Below are 18,844 nucleotides of genomic sequence, written 5' to 3' on the forward strand. Positions count from 1 at the left end.
CTTGATGAAAAAAATCGCCTGTACATCAGCAGGCGTTTACTCGTGCAGCACCGTCAGTGCTCCTTGTGATCGTCAGGCCTTTTGTACGTCCGGGCGGGTGCGCGAAGGCTCAAGAGTCACCCTCTCCCATTTGGCGATCACCAGGGGCGCGATCGCATTGCCCAACACATTCAGGGTGGTGGTGCCGCTGTCGATAATCCTGAAGATACCGGCGATCAGTGCCACGCCCTCCAGCGGGAGACCGGCAGACGCCAACGTGGCCGACAGGATGACGATGGCGAATCCAGGCACCCCGGCAGCACCTTTGGAGGTCAGCACCATGGTCACCACCAGCAGGATTTCCTGAGAAAGCGACAGATCGATTCCATAAAGCTGGGCGATAAAGATTGTCGCCACCCCGAGGAAGATCGACGCGCCATCGAGGTTGAACGCGTACCCCACTGGCACCACAAAACTGACAATGCGCCGCGGCACTCCGTAGGCCTCCAGCTTGCTCATCAACTGCGGCATGACCGCTGCGGAGGCAGCACTGGAGAACGCAAGAATCAACTCGTCGCGGAAATACCTGATCAACTTGAAGATGTTCTCGCCGATCAGGTAACTGATTCCTCCGAGCACTACCAATGCGAAGACGATCAGCGCCAGATAAACCACACCAATCAACTTGAGCAGGGGCAACAACGAGGCAAAACCGAAGGTCGCGACGGTCGCACCGATCATGCCGAACACCCCTATCGGGGCATAGGCCATGACGATCGAGACGATCCTGAACATCGCATCTGAAATGCCTTGGACCAGCGCAACCACAGGTGCACTTTTCTCCCTGGGCAATGCGTTGAGCGCGACACCGAACAACACCGCGAAGAACAGCACAGAAAGCAACTTCGCCTCGGACATCGCCACCAGAACGTTATCCGGAACGATGTTTTGCACAATCACGAGCGCGCCCTTCGAAGGCTCCATCGTGATGGCGGCAGCACCGTGTGCGATGCCCGAAATATCGGTGCCCGTACCGGGTTCGAAGAGGTTCGCGAAACACAGGCCGATCACGATGGCCAAGCCGGTGATCGCAAAGAAATAGCCCAGCGACTTGATGCCCATCCGGCCGAACGACTTGTTATCCCCGCCTCCGGCGATACCCAGGATCATGCAACAGAACACGATAGGCACGACCACCATCTTCATCATCTTGATGAAGATATCGCCAAGCGGTTTCAGGATCTCCGTACTGACCCACGACTGATACTGCGGATGGGTATTGAAGTACCAACCAACGAGCACGCCAAGCAACAGCCCGGCAACGATTTGCCACACCAGGGGAATACGTTTCATGTCTAGCCTTCTTGTTGGAATGAAAGGACTGCATCAATCGGCAGTTGCTAGAGTCATGAGCTTCCAGCTCACTTGAGATCAAATGGCACAACGCCGTTGTGCCATTGCGTTTCTTACTTGGCGAAGAGCTGGCTCATATCCTTGAAGGCCTTGAATTCGAGGGCATTGCCGCAAGGGTCGAACAGAAACATGGTGGCTTGCTCGCCAACCTGTCCTTTGAATCGAATGTAAGGTTCGATCACAAATTCGGTACCGAAAGACTTGAGGCGCTCTGCCAGCGCTTCCCACTCTTCCCATCCCAGGATGATGCCGAAGTGAGGAACAGGAACGTCGTGCCCGTCGACCGGGTTGCTGTGAACGCTTTGCTGAGAGTCGGTTTTCGGGTGTTCGTGAATCACCAGTTGATGCCCGTAAAAGTTGAAGTCGACCCATTGGTTGCTGGAACGACCCTCTTCCAGGCCGAAGACCTCACCGTAAAAAGTGCGGGCTGCAGCCAGGTTGTAAACGGGGATGGCGAGGTGGAATGGCGAAAGGCTCATCAGGACTCCGATACGGTTTTTGTGGTTGGTGAGCACATCGTAGGGCGACACTGACAGCAAAAAAATCAATATATATTTCTCAGAAACACAACTAATATTTGTGAATGATCAAAGAACTCAAGACCCTCATTGCCGTCGCCCGGGAGGGCACTTTCGCGGCTGCCGGCAACCGGATAGGCCTCACCCAGGCGGCGGTGAGCGCCCAGATTCAACGTCTGGAAGCCGAGCTCGGCTTTGAAATATTCGACAGAAAAGGACGCTCGGCCCACCTCAACAGGATGGGCCAGCAAGTCCTGCTTCAGGCGCAGGAGCTGCTTCGTCTTTACGACAACCTGGGATCGACCACCGTCGGTCTTTCCACCCGCATTCTGGTCAACGTCGGTGCTATCGCCTCAGTCCAGCGATCGTTTCTCCCGGACGCACTCGCCAGGTTCCACCAGCAGTGCCCGGAATGCCGAACGCGTGTCGTGCCCGGTCTTTCCATGGAGCTGGTGAATCTGGTGGACACCGGCGAAATCGACATGGCAGCGATCATTCGGCCGCCCTTCTCGCTTCAAAGCGATCTGCGCTGGACCACGCTGGCGCTTGAACCCTACCGTTTGATCGTGCCCAAGGACGTACCGGGAGAAGACTGGATCGAACTGCTCTCAAGCCTGCCGTTCATTCGCTATGACCGCTCCTCCTTCGGCGGCAGGCAGGTCGATCGTTTCCTGCGACAGATGCATTTCACTTTGCGTGAAGTCTCTGAGCTGGATGAGCTGGAGGCCATCATCAGGCTGGTGGAAAATGGCGTAGGGGTCGCGCTCGTGCCGCAGACGGCCACCCATCAGCAATGGCCGTCAGGTGTGCGGGCGCTTGATCTCGGCCAACACACCTTCCATCGTGATATCGGACTGGTGCACAGGCCTCGGCGAAGTTTCACCGAGCCTGTCAGGACATTGGCTGAACTTATTCTCGAGCAATTCAAGGTGGCGGCTGAGTGAGGGTCGATGGCTCAGCCCTCAACAAGCCGCCCCGCAACCCACGCACGACTATACCCAAGCACTTTCCCCGCCAACCCCAGCGGAAAATGAATCACCCCATGTGCGGTTTCCGGCAACAGATGCACCTCCACTTCCGCCGCTCTACCCCAACGCTCAGCCAACTCAAGCGTGTCATCCCTGAGCGGATCCAGTTGCGCAGCAAACATCAACGCTGGCGGAAAACCGGTGAAGTCACCGTACAGCGGAGACAACGGCGCCTGCCGGCGTTCTTCATCGTTCAATCCCGGAGTGAGCATTTGCAGCGCTTCAACCATCCCCGGCCCGTCCAGCAGCAAGGTATCGGGCCCGGCGTTGCGTACGCTGGGGGTTCCGGTCAGGTCGTAGACGCCGTAATACAGCAGCGCCCCGCTCACCCGTTCGAGCAGGTCAGGCCACTGTTTGAGTTGCAACAGGGTCGCGGCGGCGAGATGGCCGCCTGCCGACTCGCCCACGACGATGACGGGCAGGTTCGCAAACTCGCGGCAGTCATCGCTCAGCAGCCAGCGGGCCGCCGTGAGGCAGTCCTGCATGACGCCCTCGATCGGAGTCGAGACCACAAGTCGATAGTCGACCGAGACCACTGCCACGTCGCAGGCTTTCACCATGGCGATGTTGAGGGGATCGTTCATCTGCGCGTTGCCGATGACCCAGCCGCCGCCATGGAAATCCAGCACTACGCCTTTGGCCTTTGTCTTTGGCCGAATAATCCGCACTGGCACTGATGCGCCGTCGACACCCACCACTTTTCGTTCGGCCTTAAGCCCGTGCTTGAGCAACTTTCTTGCGCCGCCCAATTGGCTTAGCCGCAACAGCAACTGAATCGCCCGTGGGGTGATGCGATTGCGGATGCGAAAGCGCGGCAGCCGGGCAAGCTTGCGGTTGAACGCGCGCAATTGCGCCAACTCGTTATCGTCTGCGGGCCAACGGGTTGATGTCTTCATTTCGTCCTGGCTCATCGGCGGTTGTTGCGCAGGATATCAGCGGTTGCGGTCTGTTCCAGCCTGGATGCCTGGAGCAACGCAAAAAGTTCATCGGCCGTCATCTCGCCCCGGTGATAGGAATAGGCAATGATCAAAGACAAACCGACATAGGTGAGTGTTTCTTCGATGGATACCATGAGCTGAAACCGCACTTACTGGAGCCCGTCATGACCACCACCAAAACCCTCTTCATCACCGGCGTCAGCAGCGGCTTCGGCCACGCGCTGGCCAAGGAAGCGCTGGATGCCGGCCACCGCGTCATCGGCACCGTGCGCAACGAAGCCGATCTGCAAGCCTTTCAGGCGCTGTCCGTCGATAACGCCTACGGCGTACTGTTGGACGTCACAGACTTCGACCGGATCGATAGCGTCGTGGCAACCGTCGAAGCGACCCACGGTCCGGTCGATGTGCTGGTCAACAACGCCGGCTACGGCCACGAAGGCATTTTCGAAGAGTCGCCGCTGGAGGACATGCGCCGCCAGTTCGACGTGAATGTGTTCGGCGCGGTCGCGGTGACCAAGGCGTTTGTGCCGTTCTTTCGCCAGCGGCGGGCGGGTCATATTCTCAATATCACGTCGATGGGCGGCACGATCACCATGCCGGGTATCGCGTACTACTGCGGCAGCAAGTTTGCGCTCGAAGGTATCTCCGATACCCTGAGCCAGGAACTGGCGCCGTTCAATATCTTCGTGACCGCCGTCGCACCGGGTTCATTTCGAACCGACTGGGCCGGCCGTTCGATGCAGCGCACGCCCCGCAGCATCGCCGACTATGACGCCAGTTTCGATCCGGTGCGCAAGGCGCGGGAAGACAAAAGCGGCAAGCAACTCGGTGATCCGCGCAAAGCGGCGCAGGCGATGCTGCAGATCATCGCCTGCCCTGCTCCGCCAGCGCATCTGTTGCTAGGCAGCGATGCATTGAACCTGGTGCGCGACAAGCTGAAACGTGCCGCCAGCGAGATCGATCAATGGGAAGCGCTGACCCGCTCCACCGACCATTGAACGGCCCACAGAGAGAACGCAATGAAACAGGCCGACCCAAGCACTTCGCGCATGGTGCAGCTCATGGAGACGCTGGCACCGGTCGAGGGCTACAACCTCAGCGCGCTGGAGGGCGTGCGCTTCCTGCGCTCGAACCGGCCACTGACCCGCACGCCGGTGCTGTACGACCCCGGCATCGTGATTCTCTGTCAGGGTCAAAAGCGCGGTTATCTGGGCGATGACGTCTACGTCTATGACGCCCAGCATTACCTGGTGGTATCGGTTCCGATCCCCTTCACCATGGAGACCGACGCCTCTGAGGACGAGCCAATGCTCGCGATCTATATGCAACTCGATTTCCAGGTGGCCAGCGAGTTGATGCCGCAGGTGGATGAGATTCACGGCCCGAGTGATGCGCCACCCAAGGGCATGTTTGCCTCGCCGATGGACGACCGCCTGCGCGCATCGACGCTGCGCTTTCTCGAAGCCATGAGTATTGAGGGTGAGGCACAGATATTGGGGCCAGCGCTGTTGCGGGAAATCTATTACCGCATCCTGACCGGCGAACAAGGCGGCTCGATGCGCGCCGCACTCAATCGACAGGGGCACTTCGGCAAGGTGACGCGGGCGATCCGCAAAATCCACAGCAGCTATCAGGAGCGCCTGGACGTCGAGCAACTGGCCCGCGAAGCGAGCATGAGCGTGCCCAGTTTTCACCTGCACTTTCGCAGCGTGACGGACGCCTCGCCCATGCAATACCTGAAGTCGACACGCCTGCATCAGGCGCGACTTTTGATGTTGCGCCATGCCATGACCGCGTCAGCGGCGGCGTTCAGTGTCGGCTATGAAAGCGCTTCGCAATTCAGCCGCGAGTTCAAACGATTCTTCGGCCGAACGCCGCAAGCGGAGATCGAGTGGATGAAGGCAACGTATGCGTTGCCTGCGCCGACGTCGGCCTCGGTTTATGTTTCGTCGCATTAGCCGATCAGGCATCTACAGGTGACTGCGGGGTGTCGGGGTCCAGTTGCCGACGGCGGAACTGTCCAGGTGGCTGGCCGTGGATCTGGCGAAAGCGCCGGGAGAAATAAGCTTCATCCGCAAACCCACACAGCCTCGCAACATCGCCCACTGGCCGGGCTCCATTGAGCAGGTAATTGCGCGCCGCGTGCATTCTGCGTTCCAGCACCAGCTCGGTGAAGGTCTTGCCGATTTCCTTGCGCAGCCAGTGCGTGAGGTAAGTCGGTGACAGGTAGGTCGCCGCCGCCACCTTGATCAGATTGAGATCGGGGTCGGCAATATTCTTGCGCAGGTACTCGAACATCCGGCTCAGTGCATCCCGTCGACTGGCCTGTGCTGCGTTTTCTTCCGCCAGGCGCTTGAGCGGTTCGGCATACAGGACGCACACCTTGCCCACCAGTTGCAGCAGCAATCCCTTGAGCACTTCGCGCGTACCGAACTGACGATTCTCGTCCAGCCTGCGCATCTGTTCGATCAGGCCACAGACCTCGTTGAAATCCTCATTCCCCAGAATGAAATCCAAATGCTCCTGAAAGCGAAACGGCGACAGTTCGGGCGCCAGGAGAATCGATACCTCCTCCAGATCCATCGGGTCGCACTGCAAATGCGGCAACAGAAAGGTCTGGGAAAAGTTGATCACCATGAAATTGCTGTCCGCCGGATGCGGGATGACATGCACACGGTGCGGCAGGATAAACGCCAGTGCGTTACGCGGAAACGGACGAACCGCGTTGCCAATGTGCTGCACCGTGTCGCCGCCGAGGTTGATCTGGATCTGGAAGTATTCGTGTCGGTGCGGGCCAGTCTCGGCGCGGCGACCTTTCTTGTCACGAATGTAGAAATCCATCATCTCGCTGCGTTGCTGCATGACGTAGGTGGGCACACGGCATTGTGACGTCATTTCTTGAGAATCCTCGACAGGTTACTTGGGCAGGTTTTCCTGGCGTTACCGAGTTATCGGCGTGGCTCATCTTGAAGGTTCGTCGCCGACCCTTCAAGCAGTCATACGACGACGCTAGACTCAGTGTTTTTTCTACACCGCCACTGCCAATGATCACTGTCCAAAAAACGCGACCGCAAATTCAGTATTTTTTCCTTTTAAAAACAGTCGGATAGAAAACAAAGCAGAGAGCATATGGAAAATTTACTGTGTGGACTTTTTTTGGACAGGTTTATCCGACGCGCCCTTCTCCGGAAAAAATGATCTAACACCTTGATTGATTTCAAGAGGTTGTACGACCACTGTATTTCTCATGCAGCCCAACCTCATTCAAAAACAAAAAAGGTGCGCACGTCATGAATCCGCTATTGCTCCCCGCCGCCCCTCCCCACCCTTTACCGACGATGCCAGCCGGAAGACGTCCCTGAACGTCTGACCCTGGCCGTTTTTGCCATTGGTTTCAACTTCGATTGCCTTGCCCCCGAACAGCGGGCAACGACGTCGGCTGTCCGCAAACAACTCGACACTTCTAACAATAACGAGGTCCACTCATGTCGAATTCGCACACCTCCCCGACCACCGCCCCCCCGCTGATTGCCGGCGACAGAGACGCCGCCTCTTCCCGGCGACTGCCGACGCGGCGACGCTGGTTCATGCTCTCGCTGCTGCTGATTGCGACGATCATCAATTACATCGACCGGGTGAACATCTCGATCGCCGCCCCGTTCATGGCCAAGGACCTGGGTCTGGACAAGATCGAAATGGGGCTGATTTTCTCTGCCTTTGCCTGGACCTACGCACTCGCTCTCGTGCCGGCCGGATTTATCGCCGACCGCTTCGGCTCACGCTTCACCTACGGGGTTTCACTGATCAGTTGGTCGACCGTCACGGTGTTTCAAGGCTTCGCCACGGGTTTCGCTTCGCTGTTCGGCTTGCGTCTGGCCGTCGGGGCGATGGAAGCGCCGGCGTTTCCGGCCAACAGCCGTGCGGTAACCGTATGGTTTCCGGCGCGGGAACGGGGACTGGCCAGCAGCATTTACGTCTGCGGGCAGTACCTGGGCACGGCACTGTTTACCGGTGCCCTGCTGTGGCTGGCCACAACCTTTGACTGGCGCCATGTGTTCTACAGCACCGGCGCGCTCGGCATCGTCTTCGGTGTGCTGTGGCTGTATCTGTATCGCGATCCGCTGAACTGCAAGAAGGTCAGCAAAGAAGAGTTGAAATACATCGAGGCCGGTGGCGGACTGGTCAAGAGCAGCCAGGAACGCACCCGTTTCAACTGGCGGCAGATCGCCGAGCTGTTCAGCTATCGCCAGGTCTGGGCCATTTGTATCGGCAAGTTCGCCAGCACCTCGGCGCTGTACTTCTTCCTCACCTGGTTCCCGACCTATCTGATTGAAGAACGCCATCTGACCACGATCAAGGCCGGGATCTTTGCCGTGATGCCCTTCGTGGGCGCAACGGTCGGCATCCTGCTCGCCGGCATCGTCTCCGACCTGTTGATCCGTCGCGGTTATTCAATGTCTTTCGCCCGGAAATTGCCGCTGGTAGTCGGGTCGATGCTGGGCATGTCGATCGTGCTGGTGAACTTCACCGACTCAAACGTCATCTGCATCGCCGTGCTGACCATTGCCTTCTTCGCGCAGGGCATCGCGTCGTCCTCGTGGGCGGCGGTGTCGGAGGTGGCGCCCAAGGAACTGATCGGGCTGACCGGCGGGATCACCAGCCTGGCCGCCAACATCGGCGGCATTGTGACCCCGATCGTGATCGGCGCCATCGTCCACGCCACCGGCTCGTTCGCCTGGGCGTTCTGGTTCATAGGCGCCGTGGCGCTGATCGGCACTCTCTCCTACTCATTGCTGCTCGGTCGCCTGTACCGCATCGAGTTGAAAACGCGCTGAAGCCAGAACAACCGGTTTCTCCAATTGGAGGCGGCTTTCGTCCAACTTCGCCAGCGATTGCCGCCGTACGCTGCACTCTCACACAGGACTTCCAGCAGGATGAACATGACCGAATACGTCTTTACCCCGGATCTGCCAGTGACCTTGCCGATTGTCGACAGCGAGCAACGCTTTCCCGTCGGACGCGTCTTTTGCGTCGGCCGAAACTACCCGTGGCCGGACACGCTGGGCCAACCGCGTCAGCCACCGGTGTTCTTCATGAAACCGGCCAGCAGTGTCGTCGACGCTGCCGGCGAAGTGATCTTCCCGTCAATGACCGAAGAGTTTGCCCATGAAATCGAGCTGGTCGTGGCCATCGGCGAAGGCGGCGCGCAGATCCCCGAAAGCCAGGCGCTGGCCTATGTCTGGGGGTACGCCGCCGGACTGGACCTGACCCGCCGTGACGTACAGCGACTGGCCAAGCGCGACGGCTTGCCATGGGAAGGTGCCAAGGTGTTTGACGGCGCCGCACCGATGACCGCCATTGTGCCGGTCACTCGGACCGGTCGGCTCGAAGGGGAATTATGGTTGAGCGTGAACGGTGAAGAACGCCAGCGCGATCGTCTCGACAGCCAGATCTGGTCGGTGAGTGAAGTCATCAGCCGCATCTCGCAATCCGTAACACTCAAGGCCGGTGACCTGATCATGACCGGCAGCCCCGCCGGCGTCGATATCCTGCAACCCGGCGACGTCATCAGTGCCGGGATCGACGGCATCGGCCAACTCGAAATGCGCGTCGGCCCACGGCCTTGAGTCTGTCCTTAAGTGATTGGAAAAAAGGAGAACAACAAGATGTCTGACACTCAATCCTTGAAAGTGGCCCTGGTGACCGGCGCCGGCAGCGGGATCGGCCGTTCGGTGGCACTGGGCCTGCTGGCCGACGGATACACCCTGGTGCTGGCCGGGCGCCGGCCCGAACCCTTGCACGCGTTGGTCGATCTGGCGGCCAGCGAAGGAAACGAAGCGCTGGCGGTGCCCACTGATGTACGCGACCCGGCCAGTGTCGATCAGCTGTTTGCAACCATTGCCGAAGTCTATGGACGCCTGGACGTGGTCTTCAACAACGCCGGGGTCAATGCCCCCGCCGTGCCGCTGGATGAGCTGACGTTCGAGCAGTGGCGAAACGTGATCGACACCAACCTCAACGGGGTTTTTCTCTGCGCCCGTGGCGCGTTCGGGCTCATGCGCCGGCAGCAGCCACAGGGCGGACGCATCATCAACAACGGTTCGATTTCGGCTCACACCCCGCGTCCTTTCAGTAGCGCGTACACCGCCAGCAAACACGCGGTGCTGGGGCTGACCAAATCACTGGCGCTGGATGGTCGGGAATTCAATATCGCCTGCAGCCAGATCGATATCGGCAATGCCTTGACCGAAATGTCGGTGCGCATGACCAAAGGCGTGCGTCAGGCCAACGGCAGCATCGCCGTTGAGCCGATGGTCGACGTCAAGTATGTCGCCGACGCCGTGCGCTACATCGCCGGTCTGCCCCTGTCGGCCAACGTCCTGAACATGACCGTCATGGCCACTGCCATGCCGTTTGCCGGCCGCGGTTGAGCCGGCTTTTTTATTGCGTAAGTGAGGTTTACATGAAGCCAGAAGTCTTGCAGCTGAGCCCGATCCTGATTCCGCAAATCAATGCCCGTCTCGGCGAACTGTTCACGATCAGGCGTTATTTCGAGCAGGCCGACAAAGCGGCGTATTTGCAGGAACACGGCGCCAACATTCGCGGCGTGATCACCGGTGGCCACACGGGCATCAGTCAGGCGTTGATGGCGCAACTGCCCAAACTGGAAGTGGTGGCGGTCAACGGTGTCGGCACCGATGCGGTCGACCTGGCCTACGCCCGGGATCGCGGGATCCGCGTGACGGCGACCATCGGGGCTCTGACCGAAGACGTGGCCGACCTGGCCATCGGCTTGCTGATCGCCGTGTGCCGTGGGTTGTGTACCAGTGACCGTTACGTGCGCTCGGGCCACTGGCCGCAGAGCCCGACGCCGCTTGCACCGCTGCCGCTGGCACGTCAGGTGTCCGGCATGCGGATCGGCATCGTGGGCATGGGCCGGGTCGGCCGAGCGGTCGCCACTCGCGCTGCCGCGTTTGGCTGTCCGATCAGTTACACCGACCTGCAACCGATGAGCGATATCAGCCACACCTTCATCGCCGACCTCAAGCAATTGGCCCGCGACAGTGATGCGCTGATTCTCGCGGCGGCCGCCGACAAGGCCGAAGCCATCATCGATGCCTCCGTGCTGCAGGCCCTGGGCAAGGGCGGCTACCTGATCAACGTCGCCCGGGGAAAACTGGTCAACGAAACCGATCTGGTGGCGGCCCTGACGGCCGGTGAGATCGCGGGTGCGGCGCTGGATGTTTTCGTCGATGAGCCCAACGTTCCTGAAGCCTTGTTTGCCCAGGAACAGGTGGTGCTGCAACCGCACCGCGCCAGCGCGACCCTGCAGACCCGCACCCGCATGGGCGAGATGGTTGTGGCGAGCCTGGTGGACAGTTTTGCCGGAAAGACTCCGCAAGGGTGTGTAACCGGCTGAGCCTCAAAGTCATCGGGGGCCACTGCCCCCCGATGATGGATTCCGGACCCGGACTACAACGTGTACGAGATACCGACCTGCACCGTTCTCGGCGCCCCCGGATAGGCGTAGACGTTACCGAATGCACCCTCGTCGTAGTCCCGGTCAAACAGGTTCTTCAGGTCGAGGTTGAGGCGTACCTTGTCATTGACCTTGTAGTAGCTGAGCAGGTCGACAACGGTGTAGCTCCCCATCGAAAAAGCGGTGTTCGCCGTCTGACCCGCGCGCTCATCGACATATTTGAGGCCTGTTCCCAGACCCAGACCACTGAGGGCACCGTCCTGGAACTCATAGACGTTGAGCAGGCTGAAGCTGTTTTTCGGGATGTTCATCAGTCGCGTGCCGGAGCGGATCACGTTGTCCTCGGTCACCTCGGCATCGACGTAGGCGTAACCCCCGATGACACGCCACTCGGGTGTCAGGTTGCCGGCGACATTGAGGTCAAATCCCCGGCTGCGCACTTCCCCGGCAGCCACGCTGAAAGTCGAGTCCACCGGGTCAGTGGTCAGGACATTGCGCTTTTCAATCTGATAGATCGCCGCGTCAACGCTCAACTGATGATCCAGCGCTTCCCATTTGACGCCCATCTCCCAGGACTTGCCTTTCTCCGGTTCAAAGCCCCCGCCCTGTCGGCTCGCGCCGGTATTGGGCTTGAAAGAACGCGCGGTGTCCGCGTAGACCGCGAGGGTGTCGGTCAGGTCGTAGGTCACACCGACGCGGGGCGTGACGGCATTGTCACTGGCCTGCCAGTTCTTGCCGCCGGGCACGTAGGTTTCGTAGTCGTGTTCGAAGCGTTCGAAACGTGCGCCGGCCAGCACTTTCAACCGATCGGTAAGCGCTACCTGGTCCTGTACGAACGCGGCGTAGGTCTTGAGATTTTCCTTGTCGTGGGTCGGAGTGCGCGTCAGTGCCGGACGGGGCTGCCCATACACCGGATTGAAGATATCGATCGGATAGGCACTTACCGCGCCGCTGGAGCGCTGGATGATCGACTGGTAGTCGTAGTCCTCGTATTCGATACCGGTGAGCAATGTGTGCTGCAGGCCGCCCGTGGAGAAGTGACCGGTCAGGTTGAGCTGAGTGTCCTTGTCGGTCCACTCCAGCTTGCGGTAGTTGAAATTTCGTCCCAGGGTCCGGCCGTCGGCGGCAATGCCGTTGGCTTCAATGGCATTGCCCTGCAAGGTACCGTCGAGCCACTGGAAGCCACCGCCGAGCGTCCAGTCCTCATTGAGCACATGCTCGAAGCGCAATTGCGCCATGTTGTTGTCGTTGTGCAATTTGCCAGCGTCCGGTTCACCGAAGAAGGTGTCACGGGAGGCAGTGCCGATCTGCCGGGGATAACGCGTCGCGCCCCGGTTCAGCGGATGATTGTTGCGCATGAAGTCACCCTCGAAGATCACTCGGGTGTCATCGCTGGCTTGCCAGGTCAGCACGGGGGTCACGCCGTAGCGTTCGGTTTCGACGTGATCGCGGAAGGTATCGCCGCCCTCGCCCACCACGTTCAGGCGATAGGCCAGACGCCCCTCTTCATCGAGCGGACCGGAAGCATCCAGGGTACCGCGGCGCATGCCTTGGTCATTCAACTGGCTGCCGAGTGTGACCGTGCGCTCGGGCAACGGTTGTTTGGAAACGACATTGAAGGTGCCACCCGGATCGCCACGGCCGTAGAGCATGGTCGCCGGCCCGCGCAAGACTTCCAGACGCTCGATGGTGTTGGCATCCGGCATGTTCGGATAACCGCGGTTGATCGGGAAACCATTACGGTAGAACTCGCCGGTGGTAAATCCGCGCACGGTGAACGTGGTCAGTCCCTGGCCGCCGAAATTGTTGGCTCGCCCTACGCCGCCCGCGTAATCCAGTGCGTCCTGCAGCCGGGTAGCACCGATGTCTTCGACCGCGTCTTTAGTGACGACACTGATCGACTGCGGGGTTTCATGGATCGAGGTATCGGTTCGGGTGGCGCTGGCCGAACGGGTCGCGCGATATCCGTGTACCGGGCCGTCCGCTCTTTCGTAATCCGCGGTACCGACCACATCGGTTGCCTCCAGCTCCAGCGCTGACACCGTTGAATCGGATGGCTCGGCCCAAGCAAAGGGAGACAACGTTTGCAACACACAGATGGACAGCAGAGTTCGACGCATGAGGAGAAAACCTTACGGATAGGCCAGAACGAAGGGGATAACTGCCAGCAAAAACGCGGCGGATGGTATACCACTCGCCGCGCAATTGATAGGCATTCCCATTCGTTTGTGCAGCTGACTCTCACCTCTTGCGTCTATTTCCTGCTCACACGCTCAACAGGCGTTTCGTGGTCGCCATTGACGTACTCAACGACTGTCCTGTGCGTTGCAGTTTGTTCAGCAAACTGGCCCCCAGCCACAGTTGATACAGGGTTTCAGCCAGTTGCCGAGCATCGCCCTCAGGCAAGCTTTTTTCGACCTGGCCCTGTTCGATGCACTCGCTGATGCGCGCCACCACTCGCTCTGCACCATCACGCAAGGTCAGGCGCATGGTTTCGGAAAGGTCAGCCACCTCGGCGCTGAGTTTCACCACCAGGCATTCGTCGCCATGGCCTTCCAGGGTGCAGCGATCCTGCCAGCCTTGCCAATAATCCATCAGCCGTTCATAGGCGCTCAGGCCGGGCAGCGTCAGGCGTCGCTCCATGTCCGCCAGATAGTCGACGAAGTAATCCTCGAGCAAGGCCTGACCGTACAGTTCCTTGGATTTGAAGTAGTGATAGAACGAGCCCTTGGGCACGCCGGCGGTCTGCAGGATCTCGTTCAGGCCGACACTGGTGAAGCCTTTCTCGGCCATCATCCGGTGGCCGGTGTCGAGCAAATGTTGGCGGGTGTCGTCGTAGGTCGGTTTCATGGGGCACGAATTACCAGGCAATAGACCAGTCGTTTATCTCAAAGGAACGCGAGTTTGCCACACCTGTCCATGAAAAACCCTCGAAGAAAAAATTACTAGACGACTGGTCTAATTGGAAACTATGCTGCGCCCCGACAAACCTTTTCCCGGTGCCGATCCTGTGCGAATCCCTTGCTCATGACCGCCGCCAGACCAACCCAGGGTGCTCTATGAAAATCTTGATGGTTTTGACTTCCCACGATCAACTCGGCAACACCGGCAAGAAAACCGGCTTCTGGCTCGAAGAGTTCGCCGCCCCCTACTACGCCTTCAAGGACGCCGGTGCCGACGTCACCCTGGTTTCGCCCGCTGGCGGTCAGCCACCGCTGGATCCGAAGAGCGACGAGCCCGACGCTCAGACGGCTGAAACCGATCGCTTCCGCCAGGACCCTGCGGCCCAGCAGGCACTCGCGAGCACCGGCCGCCTGGCCGACGTACGCGCCGAAGATTTCGATGCGGTGTTTTATCCAGGTGGCCATGGCCCGCTCTGGGACCTGGCCGAAGACAAGCATTCGATTGCCCTGATCGAAGCCTTCGCGCGCAGCAACAAGCCCCATGGCTTCGTCTGCCATGCGCCGGGGGTGCTGCGTCATGTCGTCGACGCAGACGGTAAACCGCTGATCCAGCATCGCGAAGTGACCGGTTTCACCAATTCCGAAGAGGCGGCCGTCGGTTTGACGGATGTCGTACCTTTCCTGATCGAAGACGAGTTTCAGCGTCTTGGCGGTCGCTATTCCAAAGTTGCGGATTGGCAAGTTCATGTCGTGACGGATGGAAAACTGGTCACCGGCCAGAATCCTGCCAGCTCGGCAGCTGTCGCCGAAAAACTGCTGAAGCTGCTGGGCTGAAGCTTTCCGCTACATCCTCGAACAACTGATCCGGACACCGTGTGTGCGTTGCACGGTGTTCTTTTTTCGCCACTTGAATAGTCGACTGGTCTAATAAGGCCATGAAAAGGTATTTCCATGAACCACAGCATCTTCTTTACACCCGTCACCCTGGGCCGCCACATCCTGAAAAACCGCATAGTCCTGCCGCCCCTCACCCGCCAGCGCAGCACCCAACCGGGCAATGTCGCCAATGAATTGATGGCCGAGTATTACCAGCAGCGGGCCGGTGCGGGCTTGCTGGTGACTGAAGGCACTCAGATCGAACCCCGTGGCCAGGGTTACGCCTGGACCCCGGGCATTCATACACCTGAGCAAATTGCCGGTTGGCGCAAGGTCACCGAGGCTGTCCACGCCAGTGACGGCGTGATTTTCGCGCAGCTATGGCATGTCGGTCGCGTATCCCATACTGCCCTGCAACCCAATGGCGACGCACCGGTGTCGGCCTCCGCCATCGCCACCGACCGGGTCAGTGTGTTCATCGAAACCGCGCCCGGTGTGGGCGCTCTGGTTCCGCCGTCCGCGCCTCGAGCGCTGACCACCGATGAAGTCCAGGAACTGGTTCAGCTGTACATCCAGGCGGCGCGCAATGCCATGGACGCCGGTTTCGACGGTATCGAACTGCATTGTGCCAATGGTTATCTGGTGAACCAGTTCATCTCCGCCCACAGCAATCTGCGCACCGATCAATACGGCGGTTCGCTGCATAACCGTTTGCGCTTTCTGCGTGAAGTGGTGGGCGGCGTCGCCGAATGCATCGGCAAAGAAAAGGTCGGCGTGCGCTTTGCCCCGCTGTTCACCACCACCGATGAAGAGCGGACTTATCTGGGTATGGTCGAGGAAGACCCGCACACCACCTATATCGAAGCGATCAAGGTGCTGCAAGACGTCGGCATCGCCTACCTGTCCATCGCCGAAGCCGACTGGGACGACGCGCCAGTGATGCCGGAAACCTTCCGTCGAGCGGTACGCGACACCTTCAGCGGCGCGATCATCTACGCGGGCCGCTACAACGCCGAAAGCGGTGCGCGGTTGCTTGAATCCGGATTGGCGGACCTCGTGGCTTTCGGTCGCCCGTTCATGGCTAACCCGGACCTGCCCGCGCGGATCGCCAATGGCTGGCCGCTGAATTCGCTGAACCCGGCCACGGTGTATGGCGGCCATGCCGAAGGCTATGTGGATTACCCGGTGTACGGAGAGTAGCTTTCGCTGGCGACACTTTTGGCGAGCTGATTGCGGCCCGCCCCTTTGGCTTGATACAGCGCCTGATCTGCCGCAGCGATCAGGCCTTGTACCGTGTCCAGTTGCGACCCTGTGGCGGCCGCAATGCCGATGCTCACACTCACTCGGCCGAATGGACTGGTCCGGTGAGCGATAGGCTCTTGCGCCAAGCGTTTCAGGATTATTTGCGCCACGACCGCTGCGCCGTCCCTCGTCTCGACTAGACGATTTTCAAAGCCTTGAGAATCACCAGCGTATTCTCGGCAAACGCTTGAGCCTGCCAGGTCAGTTCGGCAAGGTTTTCTTCAGCGGTGGTCAGGGCCCTGCCGTCCTTCAGAAGACCTTCGCCCTGGCCGCCGATGATGCCCCACGCCAGTTGCGCCCATTCAGCCGGGTGCTTTTTGCCTTGCTTGATCGAGATCAGGAACAACTGCTGGAAGCGGCTGACCGTCACGCCACCACCGGTCACCGGACTCGCCAGGGTCTGAATCCTGTTGCCGTACAACGAACGCTTGCACAGCTGCAGGTTGAGGGTGTTGCAACGGGCCTGCACCAGCTTTTCAGCCGCCTCGCTCTGACAGGGCGCTACAACGCTCATGCCGATCAGCACGTTGAGGGCCTGCTCGACGTCGCCATAGGCCAACGAGGGCACGAGATCCAGCAAATGCCGCAAGGTCTTCGGCACATAGGCGTCATCCGCCAGGGCTGCGAGTACCGGGCCATAGATCTCTGCCTGCAGCGTCGCTGCGCCCGCCGGACCGGTGACGTTGGCCGGCACGCTGTCGGCTGCCTGCAACAGGACGAAGCGCGTGCTGAGCATCCGCTCACGGTGCTCGGAGGCGGACAGCTTGTTGGCGCCACGCACATAAAGATCCCGGCGGAAACTCTGGTTCACAAAGTAGTCACGCGCCTGCTCACGCATGACGGGATGCTCGATACCTTCCAGAAAGTCCATGCCTTCGGCGCTCAGGTTGAGCGGGTCGACGGAGTCCAGCGGCACGGCTGTCGTGGCGTAATCGAGCTTGGCGGGTGCCAGGGCATCCACCACGTCGGTGAAATACATGCAGTTCCAGTCGCGGTTGAAATACTCATGGGCGACGTACTGGCGATCCTGACCCTTGATGCTCTGGAGCTTGGCGTCCAGCCCCGGTGCGGAGTTGGCATATTTAGGATTTGCAGCCAGCAGCGCTTCGGAAAATTGCAGCGCAGCGTCGATACGTTGATCAGGGCGCGCAGACGGCTGGCTGGCGAAACGGTCGTGCAGACTGAACAGTTGGCGCAACGGTGCCTGAGGCGACCAGCCCGGGAAGCAGTTGTAGCTGACGTAGAGCAGACCACCTGGCTTGAGATGACGGCGGACGAATTCCACGATCAGCTTATGGTTATCGCGGCTGACCCAGGTCCAGATGCCATGCAGGCTGATGCTGTCGAACTGGGGCAAGTCATGGCGGGCCAGCAACTGCTCGAAGCTGTCGTCATACAGTCGCGCATCGCTGCCCCAGTCTCTGGCCAGAGCGATGGCATGGGACGCCTGACCCGGGTGGAAGTCGGTACCGACATAGGAGCCTGGATTGCCCGCGGCATGGATGTTGATCGAAACGCCCTGACCAAAGCCCAGCTCACAGTGATAACCGTCGGTGCTCTCCAGCGTGGCGAAACCGCGCAGCAGCAGACAATAACGCTGGAAAACCGGATTGATTTCCCGGCTATACCCGTAGGTGTAGCCTTCGTCCGTGAAATATCCCTCGTTCCAGGCATTGCTCATGCGTGCACCCTACTCTGATATCGGAAATGAAAGTCGCTCTTATACGGGGTAGTGATGGCGTATCACAAGAGGAGAAGCTATCAGGCAAACGCGTCTTCGATAAATGCCTCTAGCGTCTCTTCCTCGAGGATTTCGATCGAGAAGTGGCCGAAGCGCTTGGGCAACCAGATGATGCGTGCCCCTGCCGGTGATTGGAGATGTTCGCGGACCAACGGTTTACCGTTTTCATCTTCGGGCTGTACGCCTTCAGCGACAAGCTCGTCGTAGGCTTTTTCGATATCGGGAGTCGAATAGCAGTGACGGTAGATCATGCCCTCGCCTGCGCTATCCAGGAGCTCCCGCAGATTACCGGCCAATGGCTGAACCAGCATGAAACGCTCCTGCCCGATCAACGCAATCGCATAACGCACATGCAGGCCGCCCCGCTCCCACACCAGCGTCCTGGAGGTTCTCGCCTTTAATATTTGCGCGTAGTACGCGCAGGCTTCTTCGAGGTTATTGACGAGTACATCGACGTGACTGAACTTGAGTTGCATTGCCTGCCTCCTGCCGAACGGACGCACATGGTAACCAACAACGCGTGCTCAAACGTGAGCAAAAACTTTCCTGCGGGCAAAACAAAACCCCAACTGCTTTCGCAATTGGGGTTTCGGAATTTAATCTTGACGATGACCTACTCTCACATGGGGAAACCCCACACTACCATCGGCGATGCATCGTTTCACT

General features: G+C 59.5%; 19 protein-coding genes. 9 read left to right on the forward strand and 10 right to left on the reverse strand.

The window, feature by feature from the left end; genetic code table 11:
• Positions 1-72: 72 nt before the first annotated feature.
• Positions 73-1,332 (reverse strand): cation:dicarboxylate symporter family transporter, encoded by a 1,260-nt coding sequence (locus tag L6D82_RS20330; RefSeq protein ID WP_102686647.1) that lies wholly within the window; start codon positions 1,330-1,332, stop codon positions 73-75.
• A gap of 113 nt (positions 1,333-1,445) precedes the next feature.
• Complete coding sequence (locus L6D82_RS20335) at positions 1,446-1,871, reverse strand: VOC family protein (RefSeq protein WP_085747586.1); 426 nt, start codon at positions 1,869-1,871, stop codon at positions 1,446-1,448.
• A 104-nt stretch (positions 1,872-1,975) separates the two neighbouring features.
• On the opposite strand from L6D82_RS20335, the gene L6D82_RS20340 reads away from it, so the two are divergent.
• A complete protein-coding gene (locus tag L6D82_RS20340) occupies positions 1,976-2,854 on the forward strand; it encodes a LysR family transcriptional regulator (RefSeq protein ID WP_039771013.1) in 879 nt (292 codons plus the stop codon).
• A gap of 11 nt (positions 2,855-2,865) precedes the next feature.
• Here the strand turns inward: L6D82_RS20340 and L6D82_RS20345 are convergent, their stop codons facing one another.
• Positions 2,866-3,849, reverse strand: a complete 984-nt coding sequence (locus L6D82_RS20345; protein ID WP_236191311.1) for an alpha/beta hydrolase — start codon at positions 3,847-3,849, stop codon at positions 2,866-2,868.
• Positions 3,846-4,010, reverse strand: a complete 165-nt coding sequence (locus L6D82_RS20350) for a hypothetical protein (protein ID WP_158247724.1) — start codon at positions 4,008-4,010, stop codon at positions 3,846-3,848. The genes L6D82_RS20345 and L6D82_RS20350 overlap by 4 nt, the downstream gene beginning before the upstream one ends.
• Before the next feature lie 30 nt (positions 4,011-4,040).
• Here L6D82_RS20350 and L6D82_RS20355 point away from each other — a divergent pair, with 30 nt between their 5' ends.
• Positions 4,041-4,874 carry an oxidoreductase gene (locus L6D82_RS20355; protein ID WP_236191312.1) on the forward strand — a complete coding sequence of 278 codons (834 nt, stop codon included), beginning with the start codon at positions 4,041-4,043 and terminating at the stop codon, positions 4,872-4,874.
• 21 nt (positions 4,875-4,895) lie between these two features.
• Positions 4,896-5,834, forward strand: coding sequence for an AraC family transcriptional regulator (locus L6D82_RS20360; protein ID WP_134023119.1), 939 nt, complete (start codon positions 4,896-4,898; stop codon positions 5,832-5,834).
• 4 nt (positions 5,835-5,838) lie between these two features.
• On the opposite strand, the gene L6D82_RS20365 is transcribed toward L6D82_RS20360, so the two are convergent.
• Entirely contained in the window at positions 5,839-6,771 is a 933-nt protein-coding gene (locus L6D82_RS20365; RefSeq protein ID WP_236191314.1) for a helix-turn-helix transcriptional regulator, read from the reverse strand.
• Between the two features lie 590 nt (positions 6,772-7,361).
• Here L6D82_RS20365 and L6D82_RS20370 point away from each other — a divergent pair.
• The 4 genes from L6D82_RS20370 (at position 7,362) to L6D82_RS20385 (ending at position 11,296) form a co-directional block, all read left to right on the forward strand.
• Positions 7,362-8,711: an MFS transporter gene (locus L6D82_RS20370; RefSeq protein ID WP_102717362.1), complete on the forward strand. Its 1,350-nt coding sequence runs from the start codon at positions 7,362-7,364 to the stop codon at positions 8,709-8,711.
• Between the two features lie 99 nt (positions 8,712-8,810).
• Positions 8,811-9,503 (forward strand): fumarylacetoacetate hydrolase family protein, encoded by a 693-nt coding sequence (locus L6D82_RS20375; RefSeq protein WP_236191322.1) that lies wholly within the window; start codon positions 8,811-8,813, stop codon positions 9,501-9,503.
• Positions 9,504-9,542: 39 nt separating this feature from the next.
• Positions 9,543-10,307: an SDR family oxidoreductase gene (locus L6D82_RS20380; protein WP_236191324.1), complete on the forward strand. Its 765-nt coding sequence runs from the start codon at positions 9,543-9,545 to the stop codon at positions 10,305-10,307.
• A 32-nt stretch (positions 10,308-10,339) separates the two neighbouring features.
• Complete coding sequence (locus tag L6D82_RS20385; protein ID WP_236191327.1) at positions 10,340-11,296, forward strand: 2-hydroxyacid dehydrogenase; 957 nt, start codon at positions 10,340-10,342, stop codon at positions 11,294-11,296.
• 53 nt (positions 11,297-11,349) lie between these two features.
• Here L6D82_RS20385 and L6D82_RS20390 read toward each other — a convergent pair whose 3' ends face one another.
• Positions 11,350-13,476, reverse strand: coding sequence for a TonB-dependent siderophore receptor (locus L6D82_RS20390; protein WP_236191330.1), 2,127 nt, complete (start codon positions 13,474-13,476; stop codon positions 11,350-11,352).
• 145 nt (positions 13,477-13,621) lie between these two features.
• Complete coding sequence (locus L6D82_RS20395) at positions 13,622-14,206, reverse strand: TetR/AcrR family transcriptional regulator (RefSeq protein ID WP_134023107.1); 585 nt, start codon at positions 14,204-14,206, stop codon at positions 13,622-13,624.
• A 209-nt stretch (positions 14,207-14,415) separates the two neighbouring features.
• Between L6D82_RS20395 and L6D82_RS20400 the strand changes: the two genes are divergently transcribed.
• Both L6D82_RS20400 and L6D82_RS20405 read left to right on the forward strand, forming a co-directional pair.
• Positions 14,416-15,093: a type 1 glutamine amidotransferase domain-containing protein gene (locus L6D82_RS20400; RefSeq protein WP_221533526.1), complete on the forward strand. Its 678-nt coding sequence runs from the start codon at positions 14,416-14,418 to the stop codon at positions 15,091-15,093.
• 117 nt (positions 15,094-15,210) lie between these two features.
• Positions 15,211-16,335 (forward strand): alkene reductase, encoded by a 1,125-nt coding sequence (locus L6D82_RS20405; RefSeq protein WP_236191331.1) that lies wholly within the window; start codon positions 15,211-15,213, stop codon positions 16,333-16,335.
• Here L6D82_RS20405 and L6D82_RS20410 read toward each other — a convergent pair.
• The 3 genes from L6D82_RS20410 to L6D82_RS20420 form a co-directional block, all read right to left on the reverse strand.
• Positions 16,314-16,637 (reverse strand): GGDEF domain-containing protein, encoded by a 324-nt coding sequence (locus tag L6D82_RS20410; protein ID WP_102686636.1) that lies wholly within the window; start codon positions 16,635-16,637, stop codon positions 16,314-16,316. The genes L6D82_RS20405 and L6D82_RS20410 overlap by 22 nt on opposite strands.
• The gene (locus L6D82_RS20415; protein WP_102686635.1) at positions 16,574-18,118 is read right to left on the reverse strand and encodes a methyltransferase regulatory domain-containing protein; all 1,545 of its coding nucleotides are present in this window, start codon (positions 18,116-18,118) and stop codon (positions 16,574-16,576) included. Before L6D82_RS20415 ends, L6D82_RS20410 begins: the two co-directional genes overlap by 64 nt.
• Before the next feature lie 80 nt (positions 18,119-18,198).
• On the reverse strand, positions 18,199-18,654 hold the full coding sequence (locus L6D82_RS20420) for a VOC family protein (RefSeq protein WP_085747571.1): 456 nt from the start codon (positions 18,652-18,654) through the stop codon (positions 18,199-18,201).
• Between the last annotated feature and the right edge of the window lie 190 nt (positions 18,655-18,844).

Source organism: Pseudomonas paraglycinae, assembly GCF_021601625.1.
GTDB lineage: Bacteria > Pseudomonadota > Gammaproteobacteria > Pseudomonadales > Pseudomonadaceae > Aquipseudomonas > Aquipseudomonas paraglycinae.

Excerpts from the sequence above, each read along its gene's own strand:
- L6D82_RS20340 (WP_039771013.1), top strand. The coding sequence starts at position 1,976 with ATGATCAAAGAACTCAAGACCCTCATTGCCGTCGCCCGGGAGGGCACT.
- L6D82_RS20385 (WP_236191327.1), top strand. The coding sequence starts at position 10,340 with ATGAAGCCAGAAGTCTTGCAGCTGAGCCCGATCCTGATTCCGCAAATC.
- L6D82_RS20365 (WP_236191314.1), bottom strand. The coding sequence starts at position 6,771 with ATGACGTCACAATGCCGTGTGCCCACCTACGTCATGCAGCAACGCAGC.
- L6D82_RS20395 (WP_134023107.1), bottom strand. The coding sequence starts at position 14,206 with ATGAAACCGACCTACGACGACACCCGCCAACATTTGCTCGACACCGGC.
- L6D82_RS20355 (WP_236191312.1), top strand. The coding sequence starts at position 4,041 with ATGACCACCACCAAAACCCTCTTCATCACCGGCGTCAGCAGCGGCTTC.
- L6D82_RS20330 (WP_102686647.1), bottom strand. The coding sequence starts at position 1,332 with ATGAAACGTATTCCCCTGGTGTGGCAAATCGTTGCCGGGCTGTTGCTT.
- L6D82_RS20380 (WP_236191324.1), top strand. The coding sequence starts at position 9,543 with ATGTCTGACACTCAATCCTTGAAAGTGGCCCTGGTGACCGGCGCCGGC.
- L6D82_RS20370 (WP_102717362.1), top strand. The coding sequence starts at position 7,362 with ATGTCGAATTCGCACACCTCCCCGACCACCGCCCCCCCGCTGATTGCC.
- L6D82_RS20400 (WP_221533526.1), top strand. The coding sequence starts at position 14,416 with ATGAAAATCTTGATGGTTTTGACTTCCCACGATCAACTCGGCAACACC.
- L6D82_RS20420 (WP_085747571.1), bottom strand. The coding sequence starts at position 18,654 with ATGCAACTCAAGTTCAGTCACGTCGATGTACTCGTCAATAACCTCGAA.
- L6D82_RS20335 (WP_085747586.1), bottom strand. The coding sequence starts at position 1,871 with ATGAGCCTTTCGCCATTCCACCTCGCCATCCCCGTTTACAACCTGGCT.
- L6D82_RS20405 (WP_236191331.1), top strand. The coding sequence starts at position 15,211 with ATGAACCACAGCATCTTCTTTACACCCGTCACCCTGGGCCGCCACATC.
- L6D82_RS20360 (WP_134023119.1), top strand. The coding sequence starts at position 4,896 with ATGAAACAGGCCGACCCAAGCACTTCGCGCATGGTGCAGCTCATGGAG.
- L6D82_RS20415 (WP_102686635.1), bottom strand. The coding sequence starts at position 18,118 with ATGAGCAATGCCTGGAACGAGGGATATTTCACGGACGAAGGCTACACC.
- L6D82_RS20345 (WP_236191311.1), bottom strand. The coding sequence starts at position 3,849 with ATGAGCCAGGACGAAATGAAGACATCAACCCGTTGGCCCGCAGACGAT.
- L6D82_RS20375 (WP_236191322.1), top strand. The coding sequence starts at position 8,811 with ATGAACATGACCGAATACGTCTTTACCCCGGATCTGCCAGTGACCTTG.
- L6D82_RS20350 (WP_158247724.1), bottom strand. The coding sequence starts at position 4,010 with ATGGTATCCATCGAAGAAACACTCACCTATGTCGGTTTGTCTTTGATC.
- L6D82_RS20390 (WP_236191330.1), bottom strand. The coding sequence starts at position 13,476 with ATGCGTCGAACTCTGCTGTCCATCTGTGTGTTGCAAACGTTGTCTCCC.